The 17,065-nt window shown below is 63.8% G+C and carries 17 protein-coding genes; 3 read left to right on the top strand and 14 right to left on the bottom strand.

From position 1 onward, the window contains the following. Positions 1 to 3: 3 nt before the first annotated feature. Positions 4 to 1,014 carry a substrate-binding domain-containing protein gene (locus V3C40_RS19035; protein ID WP_331778258.1) on the bottom strand — a complete coding sequence of 337 codons (1,011 nt, stop codon included), beginning with the start codon at positions 1,012 to 1,014 and terminating at the stop codon, positions 4 to 6. Between the two features lie 442 nt (positions 1,015 to 1,456). Here V3C40_RS19035 and V3C40_RS19030 point away from each other — a divergent pair, with 442 nt between their 5' ends. Beyond that, positions 1,457 to 1,789: a hypothetical protein gene (locus V3C40_RS19030; RefSeq protein ID WP_070304585.1), complete on the top strand. Its 333-nt coding sequence runs from the start codon at positions 1,457 to 1,459 to the stop codon at positions 1,787 to 1,789. 7 nt (positions 1,790 to 1,796) lie between these two features. On the opposite strand, the gene V3C40_RS19025 is transcribed toward V3C40_RS19030, so the two are convergent. Continuing rightward, positions 1,797 to 2,840, bottom strand: a complete 1,044-nt coding sequence (locus V3C40_RS19025; protein ID WP_072455865.1) for an MBL fold metallo-hydrolase — start codon at positions 2,838 to 2,840, stop codon at positions 1,797 to 1,799. A 169-nt stretch (positions 2,841 to 3,009) separates the two neighbouring features. Between V3C40_RS19025 and V3C40_RS19020 the strand changes: the two genes are divergently transcribed. Continuing rightward, positions 3,010 to 3,633 carry a TetR/AcrR family transcriptional regulator gene (locus V3C40_RS19020; protein WP_128140978.1) on the top strand — a complete coding sequence of 208 codons (624 nt, stop codon included), beginning with the start codon at positions 3,010 to 3,012 and terminating at the stop codon, positions 3,631 to 3,633. Here V3C40_RS19020 and V3C40_RS19015 read toward each other — a convergent pair. Then, on the bottom strand, positions 3,606 to 4,703 hold the full coding sequence (locus V3C40_RS19015) for a WD40/YVTN/BNR-like repeat-containing protein (protein ID WP_331778257.1): 1,098 nt from the start codon (positions 4,701 to 4,703) through the stop codon (positions 3,606 to 3,608). The two genes, V3C40_RS19020 and V3C40_RS19015, sit on opposite strands and share 28 nt — an antisense overlap. 14 nt (positions 4,704 to 4,717) lie before the next feature. Then, positions 4,718 to 4,987: a MoaD/ThiS family protein gene (locus tag V3C40_RS19010; RefSeq protein WP_331778256.1), complete on the bottom strand. Its 270-nt coding sequence runs from the start codon at positions 4,985 to 4,987 to the stop codon at positions 4,718 to 4,720. Positions 4,988 to 5,079: 92 nt separating this feature from the next. Here V3C40_RS19010 and V3C40_RS19005 point away from each other — a divergent pair, with 92 nt between their 5' ends. After that, positions 5,080 to 5,391 carry a hypothetical protein gene (locus tag V3C40_RS19005; RefSeq protein ID WP_034752958.1) on the top strand — a complete coding sequence of 104 codons (312 nt, stop codon included), beginning with the start codon at positions 5,080 to 5,082 and terminating at the stop codon, positions 5,389 to 5,391. A gap of 18 nt (positions 5,392 to 5,409) precedes the next feature. Here V3C40_RS19005 and V3C40_RS19000 read toward each other — a convergent pair whose 3' ends face one another. The 10 genes from V3C40_RS19000 to V3C40_RS18955 form a co-directional block, all read right to left on the bottom strand. Beyond that, positions 5,410 to 7,089 carry an outer membrane protein assembly factor BamB family protein gene (locus V3C40_RS19000; RefSeq protein WP_331778255.1) on the bottom strand — a complete coding sequence of 560 codons (1,680 nt, stop codon included), beginning with the start codon at positions 7,087 to 7,089 and terminating at the stop codon, positions 5,410 to 5,412. Positions 7,090 to 7,205: 116 nt separating this feature from the next. Next, positions 7,206 to 7,496: a 2Fe-2S iron-sulfur cluster-binding protein gene (locus V3C40_RS18995; protein WP_072455873.1), complete on the bottom strand. Its 291-nt coding sequence runs from the start codon at positions 7,494 to 7,496 to the stop codon at positions 7,206 to 7,208. A gap of 9 nt (positions 7,497 to 7,505) precedes the next feature. After that, positions 7,506 to 8,657 carry a Gfo/Idh/MocA family protein gene (locus V3C40_RS18990; protein WP_331778254.1) on the bottom strand — a complete coding sequence of 384 codons (1,152 nt, stop codon included), beginning with the start codon at positions 8,655 to 8,657 and terminating at the stop codon, positions 7,506 to 7,508. Positions 8,658 to 8,666: 9 nt separating this feature from the next. Continuing rightward, positions 8,667 to 9,719, bottom strand: a complete 1,053-nt coding sequence (locus V3C40_RS18985) for a sugar phosphate isomerase/epimerase family protein (RefSeq protein ID WP_331778253.1) — start codon at positions 9,717 to 9,719, stop codon at positions 8,667 to 8,669. A 93-nt stretch (positions 9,720 to 9,812) separates the two neighbouring features. After that, the gene (locus V3C40_RS18980) at positions 9,813 to 10,748 is read right to left on the bottom strand and encodes a substrate-binding domain-containing protein (protein ID WP_331778297.1); all 936 of its coding nucleotides are present in this window, start codon (positions 10,746 to 10,748) and stop codon (positions 9,813 to 9,815) included. 97 nt (positions 10,749 to 10,845) lie between these two features. Then, the gene (locus V3C40_RS18975) at positions 10,846 to 11,853 is read right to left on the bottom strand and encodes an ABC transporter permease (protein WP_034752947.1); all 1,008 of its coding nucleotides are present in this window, start codon (positions 11,851 to 11,853) and stop codon (positions 10,846 to 10,848) included. Next, entirely contained in the window at positions 11,834 to 13,321 is a 1,488-nt protein-coding gene (locus V3C40_RS18970; protein WP_331778252.1) for a sugar ABC transporter ATP-binding protein, read from the bottom strand. Before V3C40_RS18970 ends, V3C40_RS18975 begins: the two co-directional genes overlap by 20 nt. Beyond that, positions 13,321 to 14,346: a LacI family DNA-binding transcriptional regulator gene (locus V3C40_RS18965; protein ID WP_319992061.1), complete on the bottom strand. Its 1,026-nt coding sequence runs from the start codon at positions 14,344 to 14,346 to the stop codon at positions 13,321 to 13,323. Before V3C40_RS18965 ends, V3C40_RS18970 begins: the two co-directional genes overlap by 1 nt. Positions 14,347 to 14,538: 192 nt before the next feature. Beyond that, positions 14,539 to 15,450, bottom strand: a complete 912-nt coding sequence (locus V3C40_RS18960) for a glycerophosphodiester phosphodiesterase (RefSeq protein ID WP_331778251.1) — start codon at positions 15,448 to 15,450, stop codon at positions 14,539 to 14,541. After that, on the bottom strand, positions 15,425 to 17,065 hold the full coding sequence (locus tag V3C40_RS18955) for a hypothetical protein (protein WP_331778250.1): 1,641 nt from the start codon (positions 17,063 to 17,065) through the stop codon (positions 15,425 to 15,427). The genes V3C40_RS18960 and V3C40_RS18955 overlap by 26 nt, the downstream gene beginning before the upstream one ends.

Raw genomic sequence — 17,065 nt, 5'->3', positions numbered from 1 at the left:
TTTTTATTCGGGGCAGCGCCCCACCGTCGCTCCCGGCAACAGCACCGGCTGCCAGATTTCCTGCAGCCGTTCCGGCGGCGTGCCGGCCAGCAGCGATTCCAGCATTTCGACCATCTTCGCGCCGGCGCGGTGCAGGTCGGGCTGGTCGATGGTGGTGACGTTGATGCCGATCAAGGTGTCTTCCACATTGCCCCAGACGATGACGGAGATTTCCTTGCCGATCTCAATGCCCGCATCCATCAGCGCGCGCACCACACCCACGCCGGACAAGTGGTTGTCGACGATGACGGCCGTGGGTCGGGGCGAGCAGGCCAGCAATTGCTGCATGGCCTGGTAGCCGCTGCGGCGGTCAAAAGTATTGTCGAGCAGACAGGCGGGATCGACCGGCAAGCCCGCTTGCGCCATGCAGCGGATAAAGCTTTCCTTGCGCTCATACGCAAAATGCAGATCCAGCGGCGCGCTCAGCAGGGCGATGCGCTGGTGGCCATGCGCCGCCAGGAAAGACACGGCCAGGTCGATGCCCGTGTCGTTGTCGTAGTCAAAATAGGCGTACGGCGCGTCGATGCGCGTGCGGCCATTCGCGACAAAGGGAAAGCCCACTTTCGTCAGGTAGGCGATGCGTTCGTCGACCACCTTGGTGCGGCCCACCACCAGGCCATCGACTTGGCGCCCGCGCACCATGTTTTCATACGAGGGCTGTTCGTTCTGCGGCGACACGGGCGCGATGATCAAACTCATCTTCGACGCTTCGACGGCGTCGGACATGCCATTGACCACGGAAAGAAAGACGCTGTCGCCCAGGTCGCTGGGCAGCAAGGGATAGATCATGCCGAGCACATTCGTGCGGCCGACGGCAAGGCTGCGCGCAAGCGGATTGGGCCGGTAGCCGACTTTCTTGGCGGCGGCCAGGACGATTTCACGGGTGCGGGAATTGACTTCCGGATAGCCGTTCAACGCCCTGCTGACTGTCGTTTTCGACATGCCGAGGGCAATTGCGAGGCTCTTGAGATTCATGTTAACTACCTGTCTGTATGGCAAAAGAAACCAACTCTGACCGTCCATTATAGCCCAGAGCGCCAAACAGGCCGCGCATTAGCGGGCGCAGACATGGTATAAAAACAACAATATATTGACTATCTAAAAAGCAACGTTTTAAATGTGAGCACTTGTGCCCCTCTACGGCACGGCGTCACCGATGGCAGAGAAACAATGCTCGCAAGCGACAGCATGTACTCACTTCGACAATCATTGCCTCACCTTTGGCATGCCGTTTCGGCAACACAGGGCGCGCGCGATAGCATTATCAAGAAAACATATTGACTGGAACTGTGCGAGAATTTGTCCTACTCTTGATTCAGGTAAAGGTTACTGTCAGGCATGTTGCGTCTGATGCAACACATGGCCCGGGCCCCCTTCCTTCCCTGTACGCCTGGACATACTTTCAAAGGTGAACAATGTGGTATCGCTAACGTCCGTCAACAACTTGCAAGCCTCGCTGGCCACGGCGCAGCGCCGGGTTGAACAAGGCCAGAACCAGGTGCGGCGCGACAGCGAACAGCTGGCGCAAAGCCGCCAGTTGCTGGCGCGGGAACAGGAATCGCTGAGCCAGACGCAACGCAGCAGCCAGCAAGCGCAGGCCGATGCTCCGGCCGCCGTCAAGGCACCGCAGCTGGACCAGGCGATCAAGGTGGCCGTGCCGCAACAAGCGGCCCCGGCCGCACCGAAAAGCACGCCCCAGCTGAACGGCTATGGCCAGACCCTCGGCCGCCTGATCGACGTGACGGCCTGAGCCAGCGTTACCGCGCCATCTCTTCTTCCAGCATTGCCAGCCACCATTTTTCGCCTTTTTTCGGCTGCGCCAGGTCGACCGCTTCGCCCATCTGCGGCGTGGCCAGGTTCACGCCCTGCTTGGCCGCCAGCCCCGTGATGCGGTCGAACGGTTCGTGCCAGGCATGCAGCCCCAGGTCAAACGTGCCGTTGTGCACGGGCATGAGCCACTTGCCCCGCAAGTCCTGGTGCGCTTGCAAGGTCTGTTCCGGCTGCATGTGCACGTCCGGCCACAGCTTGTCGTAGGCGCCCGTCTCGATCATGGTCATGTCGAAGGGACCGTACTTGTCGCCGATCTGCTTGAAACCGTCGAAATAGCCGGAGTCGCCGCTGAAAAACACGCGCACGTCCGGAGCGTCGATGACCCACGACGCCCACAGGGTTTGATTGCTGTCAAACAGGCCGCGCCCCGAGAAATGCTGCGACGGCGTGGCGACGAGTTTCACGCCGGCAATCGTCGTGCCTTGCCACCAGTCGAACTGCTGCACCTTTTCCTTCGGTACGCCCCATTCGACGAGGGTATCGCCCACGCCCAGCGGCGCAACGAAATGTTCGGTCTTGGCGGCCAGTTGCAGCACGGCGGCATAGTCGAGGTGGTCGTAATGGTTGTGCGACAGGATGATGGCCTTGATCGGCGGCAAGTCGGCGATGCTGATGGGCGGCTGGTGGAAACGTTTCGGTCCCGCCCACTGCACCGGCGAGGCGCGCTCGGAAAACACGGGGTCGGTGAGAAAGAATTCGCCGTTAAGTTTCAGCAGCAGGGTCGAATGGCCGAGGCGAAACAGGCTGTTGTCGGGCGCGGCCAGCAGCTGCGCCCGGGTCAAGGCTTGCACGGGAACGGCCGCGGCCGGCACCGTGCTGTCCGGTTTATCAAAGACAAATGTCCACAGCAGCTTGAGCGTCGCTGTCGTGCCCAGCTTGTACATTTCCACGGGATTGCGGAACTTGCCTTCGTGGCGTTGTGGGGATTCAGCGGGCGCGGCAGGCGCGGCGCGCAAGGTGCAAGAACTCATGATGATCAGGACTCCCAGAAAGAAGAGACGACGTGCGGCTCGGTGCAAGTGCATATATGGCCCGGCAAGGAATTAACAAGGATTAAATTACACTACACAGTGTAGTTCCTATTTCTGGCAAAGTAAACCAAGAGGTGTAAAATATTGTTTTCAAAGGAGATTTTCAGCCATGGCCGCACCGCAACGCCTCACCGACCGCAAGCGCGTCGCCATCGTCGATGCCGCCATCGCCGAGTTCCGCGACCACGGTTTTGATGCGACCAGCATGGACAGGATCGCCGCCACGGCCGCCGTTTCCAAGCGCACCGTGTACAACCATTTCCCCAGCAAGGACGAGTTGTTCGCGGAAATCCTGCAGCGCATGTGGGAAAGCAGCGTGTCCCAGCCAGCCGTGCCCTATGTGGCCGACCAGCCGCTGCGCCCGCAAGTGCTGGCCCTGGTCGAGCAGAAAATGGAATTGCTGTGCGATCCGGCCTTCATCGACCTGGCGCGCGTGATCTTTGGCGAAACCGTCCACTCGCCCGAGCGCGCGCAAGCCATGGTGACGCGCCTGAATGAGAAGGAAACGGGCCTGAATATCTGGATCCGCGCGGCGCAGCAAGACGGGCGCATCAAGGCGGGCGAAACCCTGGAAGTGGCGCATCTGCTGATGTCGCCTTTAAAAACCTTTGCCTTCTGGCCGCAGATCACCATGGGTGAGCCCCTGCTGGGCCCGGCACGCCGGCGCGAAATAACGGAACTGGCCGTCGATATCTTCCTGTGCTATTACGGCTTGGCGAAACAGACGGCATAAACGGGCGGCAAGTGGGCAGACAGCGTCTGCCAGTGTTCGCCCTCATCGCCGGAATACCAGGCGCCGCCCGTCGTCGACGCCATCAATAAACTGCGCCCGTCGTCGGCCAGCGCCAGCCCGTGGCGGTAGATGAGGTCGTAGCAATGCTGCTGCGGCAGTCCATCGCGCAACACTTCGAAGGTTTTTCCGCCATCGCGCGTGCGCGTGACGGCCAGCGCGCCGTCGATGGGAATGCGCAGCACGTCCGCCTGCGCCGGCACGAACCAGGCCGTGCCGCCATCGCGCGGATGCACGGCCACGGCAAAGCCGAAATGCGACAGCGGCGCCGTCGTCACTTCCTGCCAGTGCCAGCCGGCATCGTCCGAGCGCCAGATGCCGTTATGGTGCTGGCACCACAGCGCGTCCGGCGTGCCGGCGCTGCGCACGATGCGGTGCGGGTCTTGCACGGCTTCGTTTTCATCGAGCTCGGGCGGCATGTAGTCGGCGCGCATGCCCGTCGCGCTCAAGGCCCAGCTGGCGCCGCCATCGAGCGTTTGCCACACGCCGCCGCAGGACACGCCAACCAGTACTTTGTTGCTGTCGCGCGGGTCGACGCAGATGCTGTGGATGCCGGGCACGTCATAGCCGCCGCCAAACCACTGCGCCCGCTGCGGCACGTTCCACAGCGATTCCACCAGCTGCCAGCTCTCGCCGCGATCGCTTGAGCGGAACAGGCCGCCAGGCAGGGTGCCCGCCCACAGCACGCCGGGCTGGTCCGGGCCGCCGGCCGCCAGCGACCAGATCTGCCGCAAAGTCCAGTCCACGGTATCCGTGCTGTCCTCTGGCTTGGCGGGATAGGCGGGCACGGCGACTTCCTGCCACGCGCTGGCACCCGCGTCGAGGCGGTGCAGCTTGGCGCCGAAGTGGCCCAGGTTCAGGGCGGCGTACACGGCGCCATCGCGGCCATCGTGCAGCAGCATGGAGACGGGATCGCCGGCAAACTGCACCAGCGCCAGCTGCCAGGCGCCGGCCGCATCGACATCGAACTGGAACAGCCCCTTGCGGGTGCCGAGATACGCGCGTTGAACCATGCCTTGTCCCATACTTAACCTCCGGAAAGTGCTTGCAAGATATAGACCTGGCTGTCGGGCAGCAAGACGTCGTCGAGCACGCGCCGCTCGCGGCAGCGCACGCCGTCGATGAAGATCACCACGTTCGGGCGCAAGGCGCCCTGCTCGTCGAGCACATAACCGCGCAGGCGCGGCTGCTGCACAAACGCGGCATCGAGGGCGGCGCGCAGACGTGGTGCATCGACGTCCACCGTGGGGACGTCGAGGTAGCGTGCCAGTTGTTGCGTAAAATGCAGATGCGCCATGCTGCCCTTCGACGTCGTCGGCCTCGACTCATTCTAGTCCGCTTTGCGGCCAATACAATTAAAATAGCGGCAAGCACACAAGGAGGCCAGGCATGACGATTACCCCGGAAGAACTAGCGGTGCTGATGCAGGAAGTGGAGGTGGCCGATCCCATCGATTTTGCCGACCTGCCCTTCAACGAGCAGGAATTGCGCGGACTGATCGCCAACCACCTGTGCGAGATGGCCGACGCCATGGAAAGTTTCAGCCCCGAAGACCGCAACCTGGCCTTGCTGGCCGTGGCGGCCAAGCTGGTGCTGGAAAACCTCGTCTTGCACGTGCAGCTGCTGCGCCGCCACGGCTTGCCCGTGAGCGACAGCGTGGATGCGCTGCTGCAGCGGCTGAAAAACCCGGGCAAGCCCTAGTCGCCGCGCGGCAAGCCGCTACTGCAGGTTGATGGCGGTCAAGACCATGCTGCTGCCGGGCAAATCCGTGCCCTGGCGGATGTACAGCACGCCATGGCGCGACAGTGCCAGGCTGCCGCCCATGCGGTAGGTCCAGACGGCCTTGCGGCTGGCCAGGTCGATCGCATAGGTATTGTTGCGCCCGCCAACAAACAGCAGATTGCCGGTGACGATCAGATCGCCGCCAAAGTACTCATCGAGGGCCGTATCGAGGGGCCAGCGCCACAGGAGCGCACCATCGCCGAGCTGGCGCGCCTCGAGCGACCGGCTGGCCTGGTTGCCCACGTACACGACGCCCTGCGCCACCACCGGCTGCGTGCTGAACTGTCCCTGCACCGTCCAGCGCACGGCGCGGCTATCCACGTCAACCAGGCTCAGGCTATTATCCGCCACCTCGCCGGCCGGCGGCCGCTGATTGAGCACCAGCACACTGCCCGCATCGGCCAGCACGGGCGCCTGGCGCAAGCTGCTCTTGTTCAAGCCGCCCAGCACCTGACCCGGCACCGCCACGCTGAAGCGGGCCGTGCCATCGGTGATATTGAACGCCGTCAATGTCCCTGCCGCATGGCTGTACACCGTGCCCCCACTGACGGCAGGGGTCCAGTCATTGACGTTGCCCAGCTTGGGCAAGTCGAGGCTGGCAGACCAGCGGGTCTGGCCCGCCGCCGCATCGATGCCACTGATATCGTTATTGCCGCCCACGTAGACATTGCCGCCAGAAAAGGTGGGCGCCGTCGCCAGGGAAACGCCCAGCAATGCGCCGTTCGTATTCGGCGGACGCACGCCGAGCGGCGCACCGCCAGCGAGCGCATCGAAGACATACACGGTATCGCTGCCGGCCATGGCCAGCTTGCCGCCCGCAACGGCCGGCGCGCCCAGATAACCATCCGACGTGAGCGACTGGGTCCAGCGCGCCTGGCTGTCGCTCTCGCTGAGCGCCGTCACGGTCGAGGTGGTCACATATTTGGTGCTGCTGCCTTCCACCGGCGCGGCGGACTGCTGGCTGACATACACGAGGCCGTTGGCAGCCACCACGGGACTGCCGACGAAACCGCGCGGGGAACTGGGGCCCAGCCAGGTCCAGCGCCGCGTGAAGCGGCCGCTGTCGAGGGTGACCGGCACCAGGCCCGTATGCGCGGCATTGCCATTCACGCCTTCCCAGTCGCCCGCGCCGGACAAGGCCTGCAGTGCGCCCATGCTGCCAGCGAGCGGCGCGACAGTGACCTTGTAATCGATGCTTTCCGTCTTGTAGAGGCCCACTGTGGCAGGCAGGGACAGCTCGATCTTGCCCGTGTACACACCCGGTGCCAGGCTCGGCAGCGCCTTGAACGTCAGCAGCCAGCTGCCATCGGCCTGCTTCTGGCGGTCGGCCATCTGCAGCACACTGGCCGTGCCGCTGGCCGGTTGTTCATGCGGCTGGGGACGCGCATCGGTCACGCCATCGGCCAGGCGCACGGTCACGCGGATGTCATCGCAGGTGGCGCCAGGCTGGGCCGTACAACTGCCGCTCACTGCCGACAGGGTCATGCCTGGTTTTTCCTGCAAGCCGGGCGGCACGCCAACGGCACTGCCGGAACCGCCGCCACAGGCGGACAAGGTAGTCATGATAGCCAGCGGCAATGCGGCGGCCTGCCACAACGAAGGGAGTAATGTACGCATGCAATGTCCATGTTGAGGTTTCATTTCCTCCCCAATGGAGGTGTGCTGGAAACCTGGACTGAATGTTATAGCATGAGAAACATTGTTAAAATCTAACAGATACTCACGGCGACGCCTTACTTGCGCACAGCCCGCGCCTGCACCGTGAGATCGCTTTCCGCCACGGCCACGCAGGGCAGGATGTAGCCGTCGAGCCGTTCATCGGGGCTGATGCCGGGCCAGTCCACCGTATAGCGCACCTGGCCCGCCGGCATGTGGCAGAGGCAGGTGCGGCACGTGCCATTGCGGCAGGAACTGAGCAGGCGGATGCCGGCCAGCTCGGCGGCGGCCAGGATGGTCGTGCCCGCTTCGGCCGGGAATTGCCAGCCTTGCGGGACGATGGTGATGGTAAAGGGAGGCGCGCTCATGCGCCCAGTTTACCAGTCCGCCAGCGCGGTCCAGCTGGCGCCCGCCGCATGGCTGCGCAGCACGGCTTCGGCAAAGGCCAGGCCCGCCACGCCATCGGCCACCGTCGGCAGCCAGCTCGCTTCCCTGGGCACGGGCGCGCCCGCCTGCAGGGCGCGGATGGCCAGGGCAGCATCCAGGTACAGCTGGGCAAACGCTTCCAGATACCCTTCCGGATGGCCGGCCGGCACGCGCGTGGCGTGGCGCGCGGCGGCGCTGTCGACCCGCCCCGGACGCAGCAGCTGGCGGTTGCCGCCCTGCGGCGTACACCACAATTCGTTCGGTTGTTCCTGGTCGAAATCGAGCTGCGCCTTGCTGCCGAACAGGCGCAGACGCACCGTGTTTTCGCAACCGGTCGCTACCTGGCTGGCCCACAACGTACCCTTGGCCCCATTCGCATAGCGCAACATCACCTGCACGTGGTCGTCCAGGGTACGATTCGGTACAAACGTCGACAGTTCCGCCAGCACGACCTGCGGCGTCAATCCGCTGACGAACTGCGCCAGGTGGTAGGCGTGCAGCCCCACGTCGAGCAGGGTGCCGCCAGGCCCGGCTTTCTGCGGGTCGTTATGCCAGTTGCCCTCGTTCATGCCGCCCGCCGCAATCGCATCGGCCAGCCAATCCTGCGAATACTCGACTTGCACGAGGCGCAGTTCGCCGATATCGCCCGCCTCGACCATGGCTTTCGCATGACGCAGCAGCGGGTAGCCGCTGTAGGTATGCGTAAGCGCAAACAGCAGATTTTTCTGCTCGGCCAGCGCCGCCAGCTTTTGCCCTTCCGCCAGAGAAATGCCCAGCGGCTTGTCGCAGATCACATGGATGCCCGCTTCCATGAACGCCATGGCGACCGGTGCATGCAAATGGTTGGGCGTGACAATGGCCACGGCTTCGATGCCGTCCGCCCTGGCGGCCTCCGCCTGCGCCATGGCGCGGTAATCGCTGTAGCAGCGTTCGGGCGCCAAATGCAGCGCGGCGCCGCTGTCGCGCGCGCGGTCCGGGTCGGACGACAGGGCGCCCGCCACCAGTTCATACTGGTCGTCGATGCGCGCCGCGATACGGTGCACGGCGCCGATGAAAGCGCCCTGCCCGCCCCCTACCATGCCCAGCCGTAAGCGTCGCTGCATGTCGTTTCCTTATTTCAAGCCAAGCAAGTGATGAATTTGATCCTGGTCAACAGCGCTGCCCGCGAAATCGTCGAACGCGTGCTCGGCCACGTGGATGATGTGTTCGCGGATGAAACGCGCCCCTTCGGCCGCCCCGTCCTCGGGATGCTTCAGGCAGCATTCCCACTCCAGCACGGCCCAGCCCGGGAAATCGTATTGCGCCATCTTGGAAAAGATCGCCTTGAAGTCGATCTGCCCGTCGCCCAGCGAGCGGAAGCGCCCGGCGCGGTCTTGCCAGTCGGCATAGCCGCCATACACGCCCTGGCGCCCGTTCGGCCTGAATTCCGCATCTTTTACATGGAAGGCCTTGATGCGCGCGTGATAGATGTCGATGAATGCCAGGTAATCGAGCTGCTGCAGCACGAAGTGGCTGGGGTCATACAGAATCGACGCGCGCGGGTGGTCGTTGACGGCGGCCAGAAAGCGCTCGAAGGTCACGCCGTCATGCAAGTCCTCGCCCGGATGCAGCTCATAGCAAAGGTCGACGCCGGCGGCGTCGAAGGCGTCCAGGATGGGCAGCCAGCGTTTCGCCAGTTCCGCGAAAGCCGTCTCCACCAGGCCGGCGGGCCGCTGCGGCCACGGGTACAGATACGGCCAGGCCAGCGCGCCGGAAAACGTCACGTGCGCCTTGAGGCCAAGGCGCTGCGAAGCGGTGGCCGCCCACAGCAGTTGCTGCGTGGCCCAGGCCGTGCGCGCAGCCGAGTCGCCACGCACATGCTCGGGCGCAAAGCCGTCGAACAGCGCATCGTAGGCGGGATGCACGGCGATCAGCTGGCCCTGCAGATGCGTCGACAATTCCGTCACCTGCAAGCCGTGGCGCGCCAGCAGGGCGACCACGTCGTCGCAGTACTGCTGGCTGGCCGCCGCCTGCTCCAGGTCGAACAGACGCGGCGCCGTCGGCAGCTGCAAGCCCTTGTAACCGAGGCCGGCCGCCCATTGCGCCAGGTGCTCGAGCGAGTCGAACGGCGCTTCATCGCCGAGAAACTGGGCCAGGAAAATGGCCGGGCCCTGGATGGTTTTCATGTCAATGTCCTGTTGGATAAAGCCGGGGTCAGACCCTCAATGCCGCTAACGCACAGGTCATTGCTAGCGGGCGAGGGGGTCTGACCCCAGAATTTAAAAAGGCGAGTTCGGAAAGTAGAATTGCTTGGCGTTCTCGCGCGTGATCAGCACCGATGGGATGATCGTGTTGGCCGGCAATTTATCACCTTTCAGGCGCGCTTCCGTCGTCAGCTTGATGGCGTCGTACATGAACTTGGGCGAGTAGGACACGTCGGCCACGATCAGCGGGTCGGAACCGTCCATGATCTTTTTCACGGCGCCCTTCGCGCCCGCGCCGCCGAACACTTGCTTGATGTCCGTGCGCTTCGCTTGCGCGATGGCTTTCTGCACGCCGATGGCCATGTCGTCGTCGGCGGCCCAGACGGCGTCGATCTGCTTGAAGCGCGTCAAGTAATCCTGCATGACCTTGAAGGCATCGTCGCGGTTCCAGTTGCCATACTTGGCATCCAGCACCTTGATGTCGGGATGGCCTTTCATCACGGCGCTGAAGGCATCATAGCGCTCGTTGTCGAGAGTGGTCGGCATGCCGCGCAGCACGACGATATTGCCCTTGCCATTCAGGCTTTTCGCCAGGTACTCGGCCGGCAGCTTGCCGAACGCCGTGTTGTCGCCCGCGATGTAGGCATCCTGCGACTGCGTGTTCGTCAAGCCACGGTCGACCACGGTGACGTAGACGCCCTTGTTTTTCACTTGGGCGACGGGCTGCGTCAGCGAGGCCGATTCGATGGGGAAGATCACCAGGGTGTTGATCTTGTTCACCGTCAACATGTCCTGCAACTGATTCGCCTGCTCGGGCGCCGTGGCGGCCGTCTTGACGATGATTTTCAGCCCCGGATGGGCTTTTTCCAGTTCCACCTTGGCCTGGTTCGCCCACCAGACGATGCCCGACGTAAAGCTGTGCGTGGCCGTGGGGATGGCCACGCCGACCACCAGCTTTTCCGCCGCCTGCGCACTCGGCAGCGCCCACGCCTGCATCACCAGCACTGCCATCCCTGCTACCCCTGCTACCCGTCTAAAGCTCTTCATGCTGCTCTCCTCCAAGGTTGTGGGCGCCCGTTGGCTGCCCTTTCAGAACGCCGCTGTGTTTTTATTTGCGGCCTCGCTGCAGGAAGGCGACGGCGATGATCACCACGCCTTGCACTGCGGCATTCAGGTAGACACTGATGATGCTGGTCAAATTCAGGATGTTGCTGATCACGGACAAGAGGATGGCGCCGATCACGGTGCCGACGATGCGTCCCTCTCCCCCCTTCAGCGCGGTGCCGCCGACGACGACGGCGGCGATCGCTTCGAGTTCCCACAGCAAGCCCGTCGTCGGCGTGGCCGAACCCAGGCGCGGCACGTACAGTACCGTGGCGATGCCCACGCAGACGCCCAGCAGCATGTAAGTGGCGATCTTGACTCTATCGACATTGATGGCCGCATAGCGCGCCACTTGCTCATTGGAACCAATCGCCTGCACGTGGCGGCCAAAGGTCGTGCGGTTGAGGATGATGGCGCCGGCCGCGGCAACGAATAAAAAGATCCAGATCGGTATCGGCGCGCCCAGCACGCTCGTGTAGTAGACGGGGCTGTACAGCTCGGACAGGGTCGCGTCCAGGGTCAGCGCGCCGCCATCGGCCAAGTACGTCAGCACGGCGCGGAAGATGCCAAGCGTCCCCAGAGTGACGATGAACGGTTCGATATTGCCCTTGCTGATCAACAAGCCATGCATCAGGCCAAATCCGGCGCCCAGGACCAGGGCCATGGCGATGCCCAGCACCAGCATGGTGATCGGCGCCAGGTCGCCGCCCGCGCCTTGCGCCAGCGCATTCATGAAATAGATCATGCAGCCGGCGATCAGGGCCGCCATGGAGCCGACCGATAAGTCGATGCCGCCCGAGATAATCACGAAGGTCATGCCGACGGCGATGATGCCGATGAAGGCCGTGCGCGTGAGCACGTTCATCAGGTTGTCGAGGGTGGCGAAGTCGCCATTGAGCAAGGTGCCCGCGATGCACAGAGATAACAGGCCCAACACGGGGCCAAAGCCCTTGATGCGCGCGCCAAATTGGGCCAGGGGGGATACGCTCGTATCAGTGCGTGCCGGTTGCATGGGCAATCAACTCCTCTTCAGTCAGGTGGTCAGCGGACAGGGTGGCTTGCAAGGTGCCGGAGCGCATCACGGCGACCCGGTGGCACAGGCCAATCAATTCGATCAGTTCGGATGAAATCACGATCACGGCGCGCCCTTCGGCGGCCAGGCGGTGGATCAAAAAGTAAATGTCGCGCTTGGCGCCCACGTCCACGCCGCGGCTCGGTTCATCGAGCACGACGACACGCGGGTCCGAATGCAGGTATTTCGCCAGCGCCAGCTTTTGCTGGTTACCGCCGGACAGCATGCGCGCGCGGCTGTCGAGGTCGCCCGTGCGGATATTGAAATCCCCGACGGCCTTGGCCAGCGCCGCTTTTTCACCGGCCACATCGAGCCACGGCCGTGCATAGCGCTCCATCGTCATCATCGTGAGGTTTTCGCGCAAGCCCAGGTTCACATGCAGACCTTTTCCCTTGCGGTCTTCGCTCAGGTAGGTCATGCCGTTCTGCATGGCTTGCTTGGGGGTGCGGATGTCCACGGGCCGGCCATTGAGTTCGATCGTGCCCGCGCTGCGCGGACGCAAGCCCAACAAGGCCTCGAACGATTCCGTGCGCCCCGCGCCCACCAGGCCCGCAAAGCCCAGTACTTCACCGGCGCGCACCTCGAACGACAGATCCTTCGACCAGCCGGGCACGCAAAAGCCCTCCACTTTCAGGAGCACGGGCGCGTCCGGCGCCAGCGCCACCTTGACCGGGAACATGTCCGACAATTCGCGCCCCACCATCAGGTTCGCCATCTGCTGGCGCGTGAGGCTGGCCGTCGGTTCGCGCGTGACGAAACGCCCGTCGCGCATGACGATGACCTCGTCCGTGTTGCGCTCGACTTCATCAAGCTTGTGGGAAATGTAGAGGATGGTCACGCCATCCGCTTTCAGCTGAGCCATCACGGTAAACAAACGCTGCGTTTCCGACGACGTCAGGGTGGCCGTCGGTTCATCCATGATCAGGAAGCGGGCGCGGCGCGACAGGGCCTTGGCGATTTCCACCAGCTGCTTCTCGGCGACGATGAGGTCGCGGATTTTCGTGTCGGGCGACACGTCCAGGCCCACCTGTTTCAGGTAGCGCGACGCTTCTTCCTTCATGGCGCTCTCGTCGAGCAGCCAGCCGCGCGTCTTTTCGTGGCCGAGGAACATGTTTTGCGCCACCGTCAGGTGTTCGGCCAGGTTGAATTCCTGGTGGATCAGTACGATGCCGGCGCTCTCCGCCGCGCGCGAACTGGCAAAGCGCTGGGGCTGGCCATCGATCAGCAGCTGGCCTTCGCTGACAGCCTCGTAGCCGGCGAGGATTTTCATCAGGGTCGACTTGCCGGCGCCATTTTCGCCGAGCAAGCCATACACGCGCCCCGGCGACAGGCTGAAACTGACGCCATGCAAGACACGCACGGGGCCGAAATCTTTGCAGACCCCCTCGAAACCGACGGCAACGCTCACTATGCACTCCCTCGCAGAATTAATTGGTGTTGCAGCAGCACACCAGGCACACTGGCCGCCGGGTCCGCCAAACGCTGCAGCAATAATCGCGCCGCCGTCTCGCCCAGTTCGCGCATCGGCTGGGCAATCGTGGTCAAGCCCGGGGCGATCTGCGCGGCGATGGCGATATCGTCGAAGCCGATGACGGCCACGTCTTGCGGCACGCGCTTGCCCAGCTGCCGCAGTGCGCTCAGCACGCCAATGGCCAGGGTGTCGGACACGGCAAAGATGGCCGTCGGTGCATCGGGCTGCGCCATCATCCGCAAAGTGGCAGCCGTGCCCGCTTCGTAATCGAGGCTTTGCACCGTGTGCACCCACTGCGGCTGCACGGGCAAGCAGGCCGCCGCCAGAGCGTCCAGATAGCCTTGCTGGCGTTGCCGCGCGTACAGATAGCGCTCATCCGAATTGATCAGGCCGATGCGCGTATGGCCGCGTGACAGCAGATGCGCGACGGCGTCGGACGCGGCGCGGTGGTTGTCGATGCCGACATAGGGCACGGCCACGGCGGGGTCGAACTCGCAGCACGCCACCCAGGGCAGGCTGACGGATTCATGCGACAGGGCATGCTGCACCGTGTCCGGATCGAGGCAGATGGCGCCATCGGCGCGGTGCATGCGCAGCAAGTCGAAGTAGGAGCGCTCGCGGCCCGCGTCGGCGCCCGTGTCGCACAGCAGCACGAAGTAGCCGTGTTCGCGCGCCACCGTATCGATGCCGCGCACGATCTGCGCATAGAACGGATTACCCACGTCGGGCACCATGGTGAGCAGCATGCGGCTCTCGGCCGTGCGCAGGCTGCGTGCCAGGTGATTCATGCGGTAACCGAGCGCGGCCACGGAAGCGAGCACCTTGTCGCGCGTGGGCGCCCGCACTCCCGCCTGCTCGTTCATCACGCGCGAGACGGTGGCCACCGACACGCCCGCATGCGCGGCGACGGCGCTGATGGAGACGGTTTCTGTCGGCAAAGGTGATGGAAGGGCTGCAGGCATGGCGCTTTTCAACAAAATGTAATCGATTACATTTATAAGCCAGTCGCGCGCGCGATGCAAACATTATCGATGCTGCGGTGCGCAAAAAATGAGCAAAAAGCGGCCCTGTACGGGCCGTTGGAAAAGCTATTTCTGGGGCTGCAAGGCATTCTGCTGCACGGCAAAACCGCCGTATCGCAGATCGGGAAGAAATTACTGCATCATCGCGCAAAACGTCTCGGGATTGCCGTCAAGGATGACGCCGCTGGGCCAGCGGTGGCTGCGCTGCTGCGCGCGCAACAGCGAGGCGGCCAGGGCCGAGTCGCCATCGACGGCGTAGACGAAGACGGGCATGCTCAGGCTGGCGGCATCGCTGAGCAAATTCGGATTGGCGTCCAGGCTGCGCGCATCCACGTGCACACCCGTGGGCATGCCGATCTGCTGCTGCACGCGCTGCAGCCACGGCTTGTCGAGCTTGGGCGGGCGGGCATTTTTCGCGATATAGCGGCTGACCCGGTTGGTACCGGCCGCCTGCGCATTGCGCGCGTCAAACACGAGCAAGCCCAGGTAGCCCTGCGGATCGGCGCGGCGCGCGCACGCGAGGTTGTTCGGCACGCCCGACGTCAAGAACCAGTTGCCGTGCTTGATGTTCGCACGCAACTGCCCCACCAGGGTGGCGATCGGTGCGCACGACGACACGACATCCTTGATTTCCGCGTTCAGGGTTTTACTTGGGAACGCCGTGGCCAGGTCGGCGACATCGCTGACGAACGGCGGCGTTTCCGGCGTGGCCACGCCACGGTTCTTCATGCTGGCGGCGCGCCAGTCGTCGGCCGTCAATTGTTTCACGGTGCGGGGCGAACCCGTGTCGACGACTCTGCCCGTCAACAGGTCGTGGTGCACCACCCAGTTGCCATCGCCGAGCAGCTGCAAATCCGTCTCGACGCCGTCCCAGGTGCCGAAATACGTGTTGCGCAGCGCGCTCAGCGAGTTTTCCGGCGCATTGCCGGCGCCACGGTGGGCGTGCACCTTCATGCCCAGGCAGTCGGCCTGGACAGCCGTGCTGGCCATGGAAAGCAGCAAGGCCAGCGCGGCCGCCTTATTTTTGTCCCGGATGATAGCCATAGTGAATTCCCTGCAAAACGTGGATGCGGATCGCTTCGTTGACGGGGTAGCTGTAGCCCTGCCCCACCGCCACGACGTGCGTGATATTGGCCAGCAAGCCCTTGCCGGCGATTTGCCAGCGCGTGCTGTCGTCGGCGGCTTGGCGGTTCCAGTCCAGCATCTGGCGGAACAGCTCGCTCTTCGTGACATTATTGTCCGAGAGGGTAAAGATACCCCAGGTTCCGAGGAAGGCGCCAGCCAGCACGCCCGTGGCGATCCAGGCGGAACGGCGGCTCAGCTGGCCATCGGCGCCCGCCTGCTCGCCGCGGCGCGCCGCCAGCACCAGCAAGCCCACCGTGGCGACCAGGTACAGCAATTTCGAGAAGTGGCCGATGGCGCCCAGCAAGGAGAAGAACAGGGCGACGGGCGGCACGATGGCCGCGCGCGCCGCTTCCTTGCCCTCTTCAAAGTACTTGCCGCCCACTTCGAAATCGTTGCGGCTGGCGCGGTATTCCACGAGCTTTTCCGCCGTCTGGCGCGCGGCGAACTGGTCGAACAGACGGCTGAACTCGGCCGGGCTCGCATACGCGTCCTGCACCACGGCGCCCTTGGGCAAACGCAAGCCCTTGCTCGCTTCGCTGCCATCGCCGCCGTCCGGCCCGTCGCGCAGCACGGCCTGGATGCCGGGGCGCGCGACGAAGGCGGCGAAGGACAAGCCCGGCGGAATGCGGTCGCCCTTGATATGCAAGCCCTTGCTGGCCGCTTCCGACGCATAGCGGCGCTTGACGGCGGCGCGGAAGCTCAATTGGTCGGCAGGGTGCCAGTTGGCCGACACGGGCACCTTTTTGCGCACATTGTTGACAACGGCCGCCTTGCGCCGCGCCGGCACGGAATGCGGCTGCCAGCCGTGGCGCGACAGGCTTTGCCGGTAATCGTTCCACGCCGTTTCCTGCTGCTGGCGCAAGCCCGCATCATCATCGGGAATGATGCCCGAATACAGTTTCCACTTGTCGTGCACTTCGCCAATCGCCTTCTGATACTTGTCATAGTAACCGGCCGCGCCGCCGGCGATCTTGCGGACATTAAAATTGATCAACTGTTCCTTGGCCGGCTCCATGCGCTCATCGAGGTGGCCCACCGAGACGGCCAGGAAGGGGAACAGCGCGAGGAAGGCCTTGCCTTCGGGCTTGGCAAACAGGGTGGCGTCATCGACCAGGCCCTGTAATTGCAGGCTGCCGCCGACCAGCGAGCGCTGCATCAGGGTGGTGTTGAAGGCCAGGCGGCGAAATTGCGCATCGCGCGTTTCGACCAGCACGGTGACCGTGGTTTTCAAAATGCCGAACACGACCGCCGCCGTGGCAACACAGCAAAAGACGATCTTTTTCCAGCTGGGGCCGCTGCCATTGTTCTTCAGGCGGCGGCGCCACATCAGCTGCAGCACCACCAGCGCGGCGGCGATGCCCGACAGGCTGCGGCCATAGAATTCCACGCCTTCCACGTCCTGCGGCTTGACGTCGCCGCCCACCACGTCGAGCAAACGGGCATTGAAGCCCAGCTCGAAGCACAAATACATGATCGTCAGGACGATCAGGATCAAGGTCTGCCGGATCTGCAGACTGCGCAAACTCGCGGCCAT

Origin of the sequence: Janthinobacterium sp. LS2A (genome assembly GCF_036543145.1) — a bacterium.
Lineage (GTDB): Bacteria > Pseudomonadota > Gammaproteobacteria > Burkholderiales > Burkholderiaceae_D > Janthinobacterium > Janthinobacterium aestuarii.
This window is presented reverse-complemented; position numbering and strand designations above follow the sequence as displayed.

Bases quoted from the DNA above. Each gene is read 5' to 3' on its own strand.
- V3C40_RS19035 (WP_331778258.1), bottom strand. From the start codon at position 1,014: ATGAATCTCAAGAGCCTCGCAATTGCCCTCGGCATGTCGAAAACGACA.
- V3C40_RS19025 (WP_072455865.1), bottom strand. From the start codon at position 2,840: ATGAGTTCTTGCACCTTGCGCGCCGCGCCTGCCGCGCCCGCTGAATCC.
- V3C40_RS19020 (WP_128140978.1), top strand. From the start codon at position 3,010: ATGGCCGCACCGCAACGCCTCACCGACCGCAAGCGCGTCGCCATCGTC.
- V3C40_RS19015 (WP_331778257.1), bottom strand. From the start codon at position 4,703: ATGGTTCAACGCGCGTATCTCGGCACCCGCAAGGGGCTGTTCCAGTTC.
- V3C40_RS19010 (WP_331778256.1), bottom strand. From the start codon at position 4,987: ATGGCGCATCTGCATTTTACGCAACAACTGGCACGCTACCTCGACGTC.
- V3C40_RS19005 (WP_034752958.1), top strand. From the start codon at position 5,080: ATGACGATTACCCCGGAAGAACTAGCGGTGCTGATGCAGGAAGTGGAG.
- V3C40_RS19000 (WP_331778255.1), bottom strand. From the start codon at position 7,089: ATGCGTACATTACTCCCTTCGTTGTGGCAGGCCGCCGCATTGCCGCTG.
- V3C40_RS18995 (WP_072455873.1), bottom strand. From the start codon at position 7,496: ATGAGCGCGCCTCCCTTTACCATCACCATCGTCCCGCAAGGCTGGCAA.
- V3C40_RS18990 (WP_331778254.1), bottom strand. From the start codon at position 8,657: ATGCAGCGACGCTTACGGCTGGGCATGGTAGGGGGCGGGCAGGGCGCT.
- V3C40_RS18985 (WP_331778253.1), bottom strand. From the start codon at position 9,719: ATGAAAACCATCCAGGGCCCGGCCATTTTCCTGGCCCAGTTTCTCGGC.
- V3C40_RS18980 (WP_331778297.1), bottom strand. From the start codon at position 10,748: ATGGCAGTGCTGGTGATGCAGGCGTGGGCGCTGCCGAGTGCGCAGGCG.
- V3C40_RS18975 (WP_034752947.1), bottom strand. From the start codon at position 11,853: ATGCAACCGGCACGCACTGATACGAGCGTATCCCCCCTGGCCCAATTT.
- V3C40_RS18965 (WP_319992061.1), bottom strand. From the start codon at position 14,346: ATGCCTGCAGCCCTTCCATCACCTTTGCCGACAGAAACCGTCTCCATC.
- V3C40_RS18960 (WP_331778251.1), bottom strand. From the start codon at position 15,450: ATGGCTATCATCCGGGACAAAAATAAGGCGGCCGCGCTGGCCTTGCTG.
- V3C40_RS18955 (WP_331778250.1), bottom strand. From the start codon at position 17,065: ATGGCCGCGAGTTTGCGCAGTCTGCAGATCCGGCAGACCTTGATCCTG.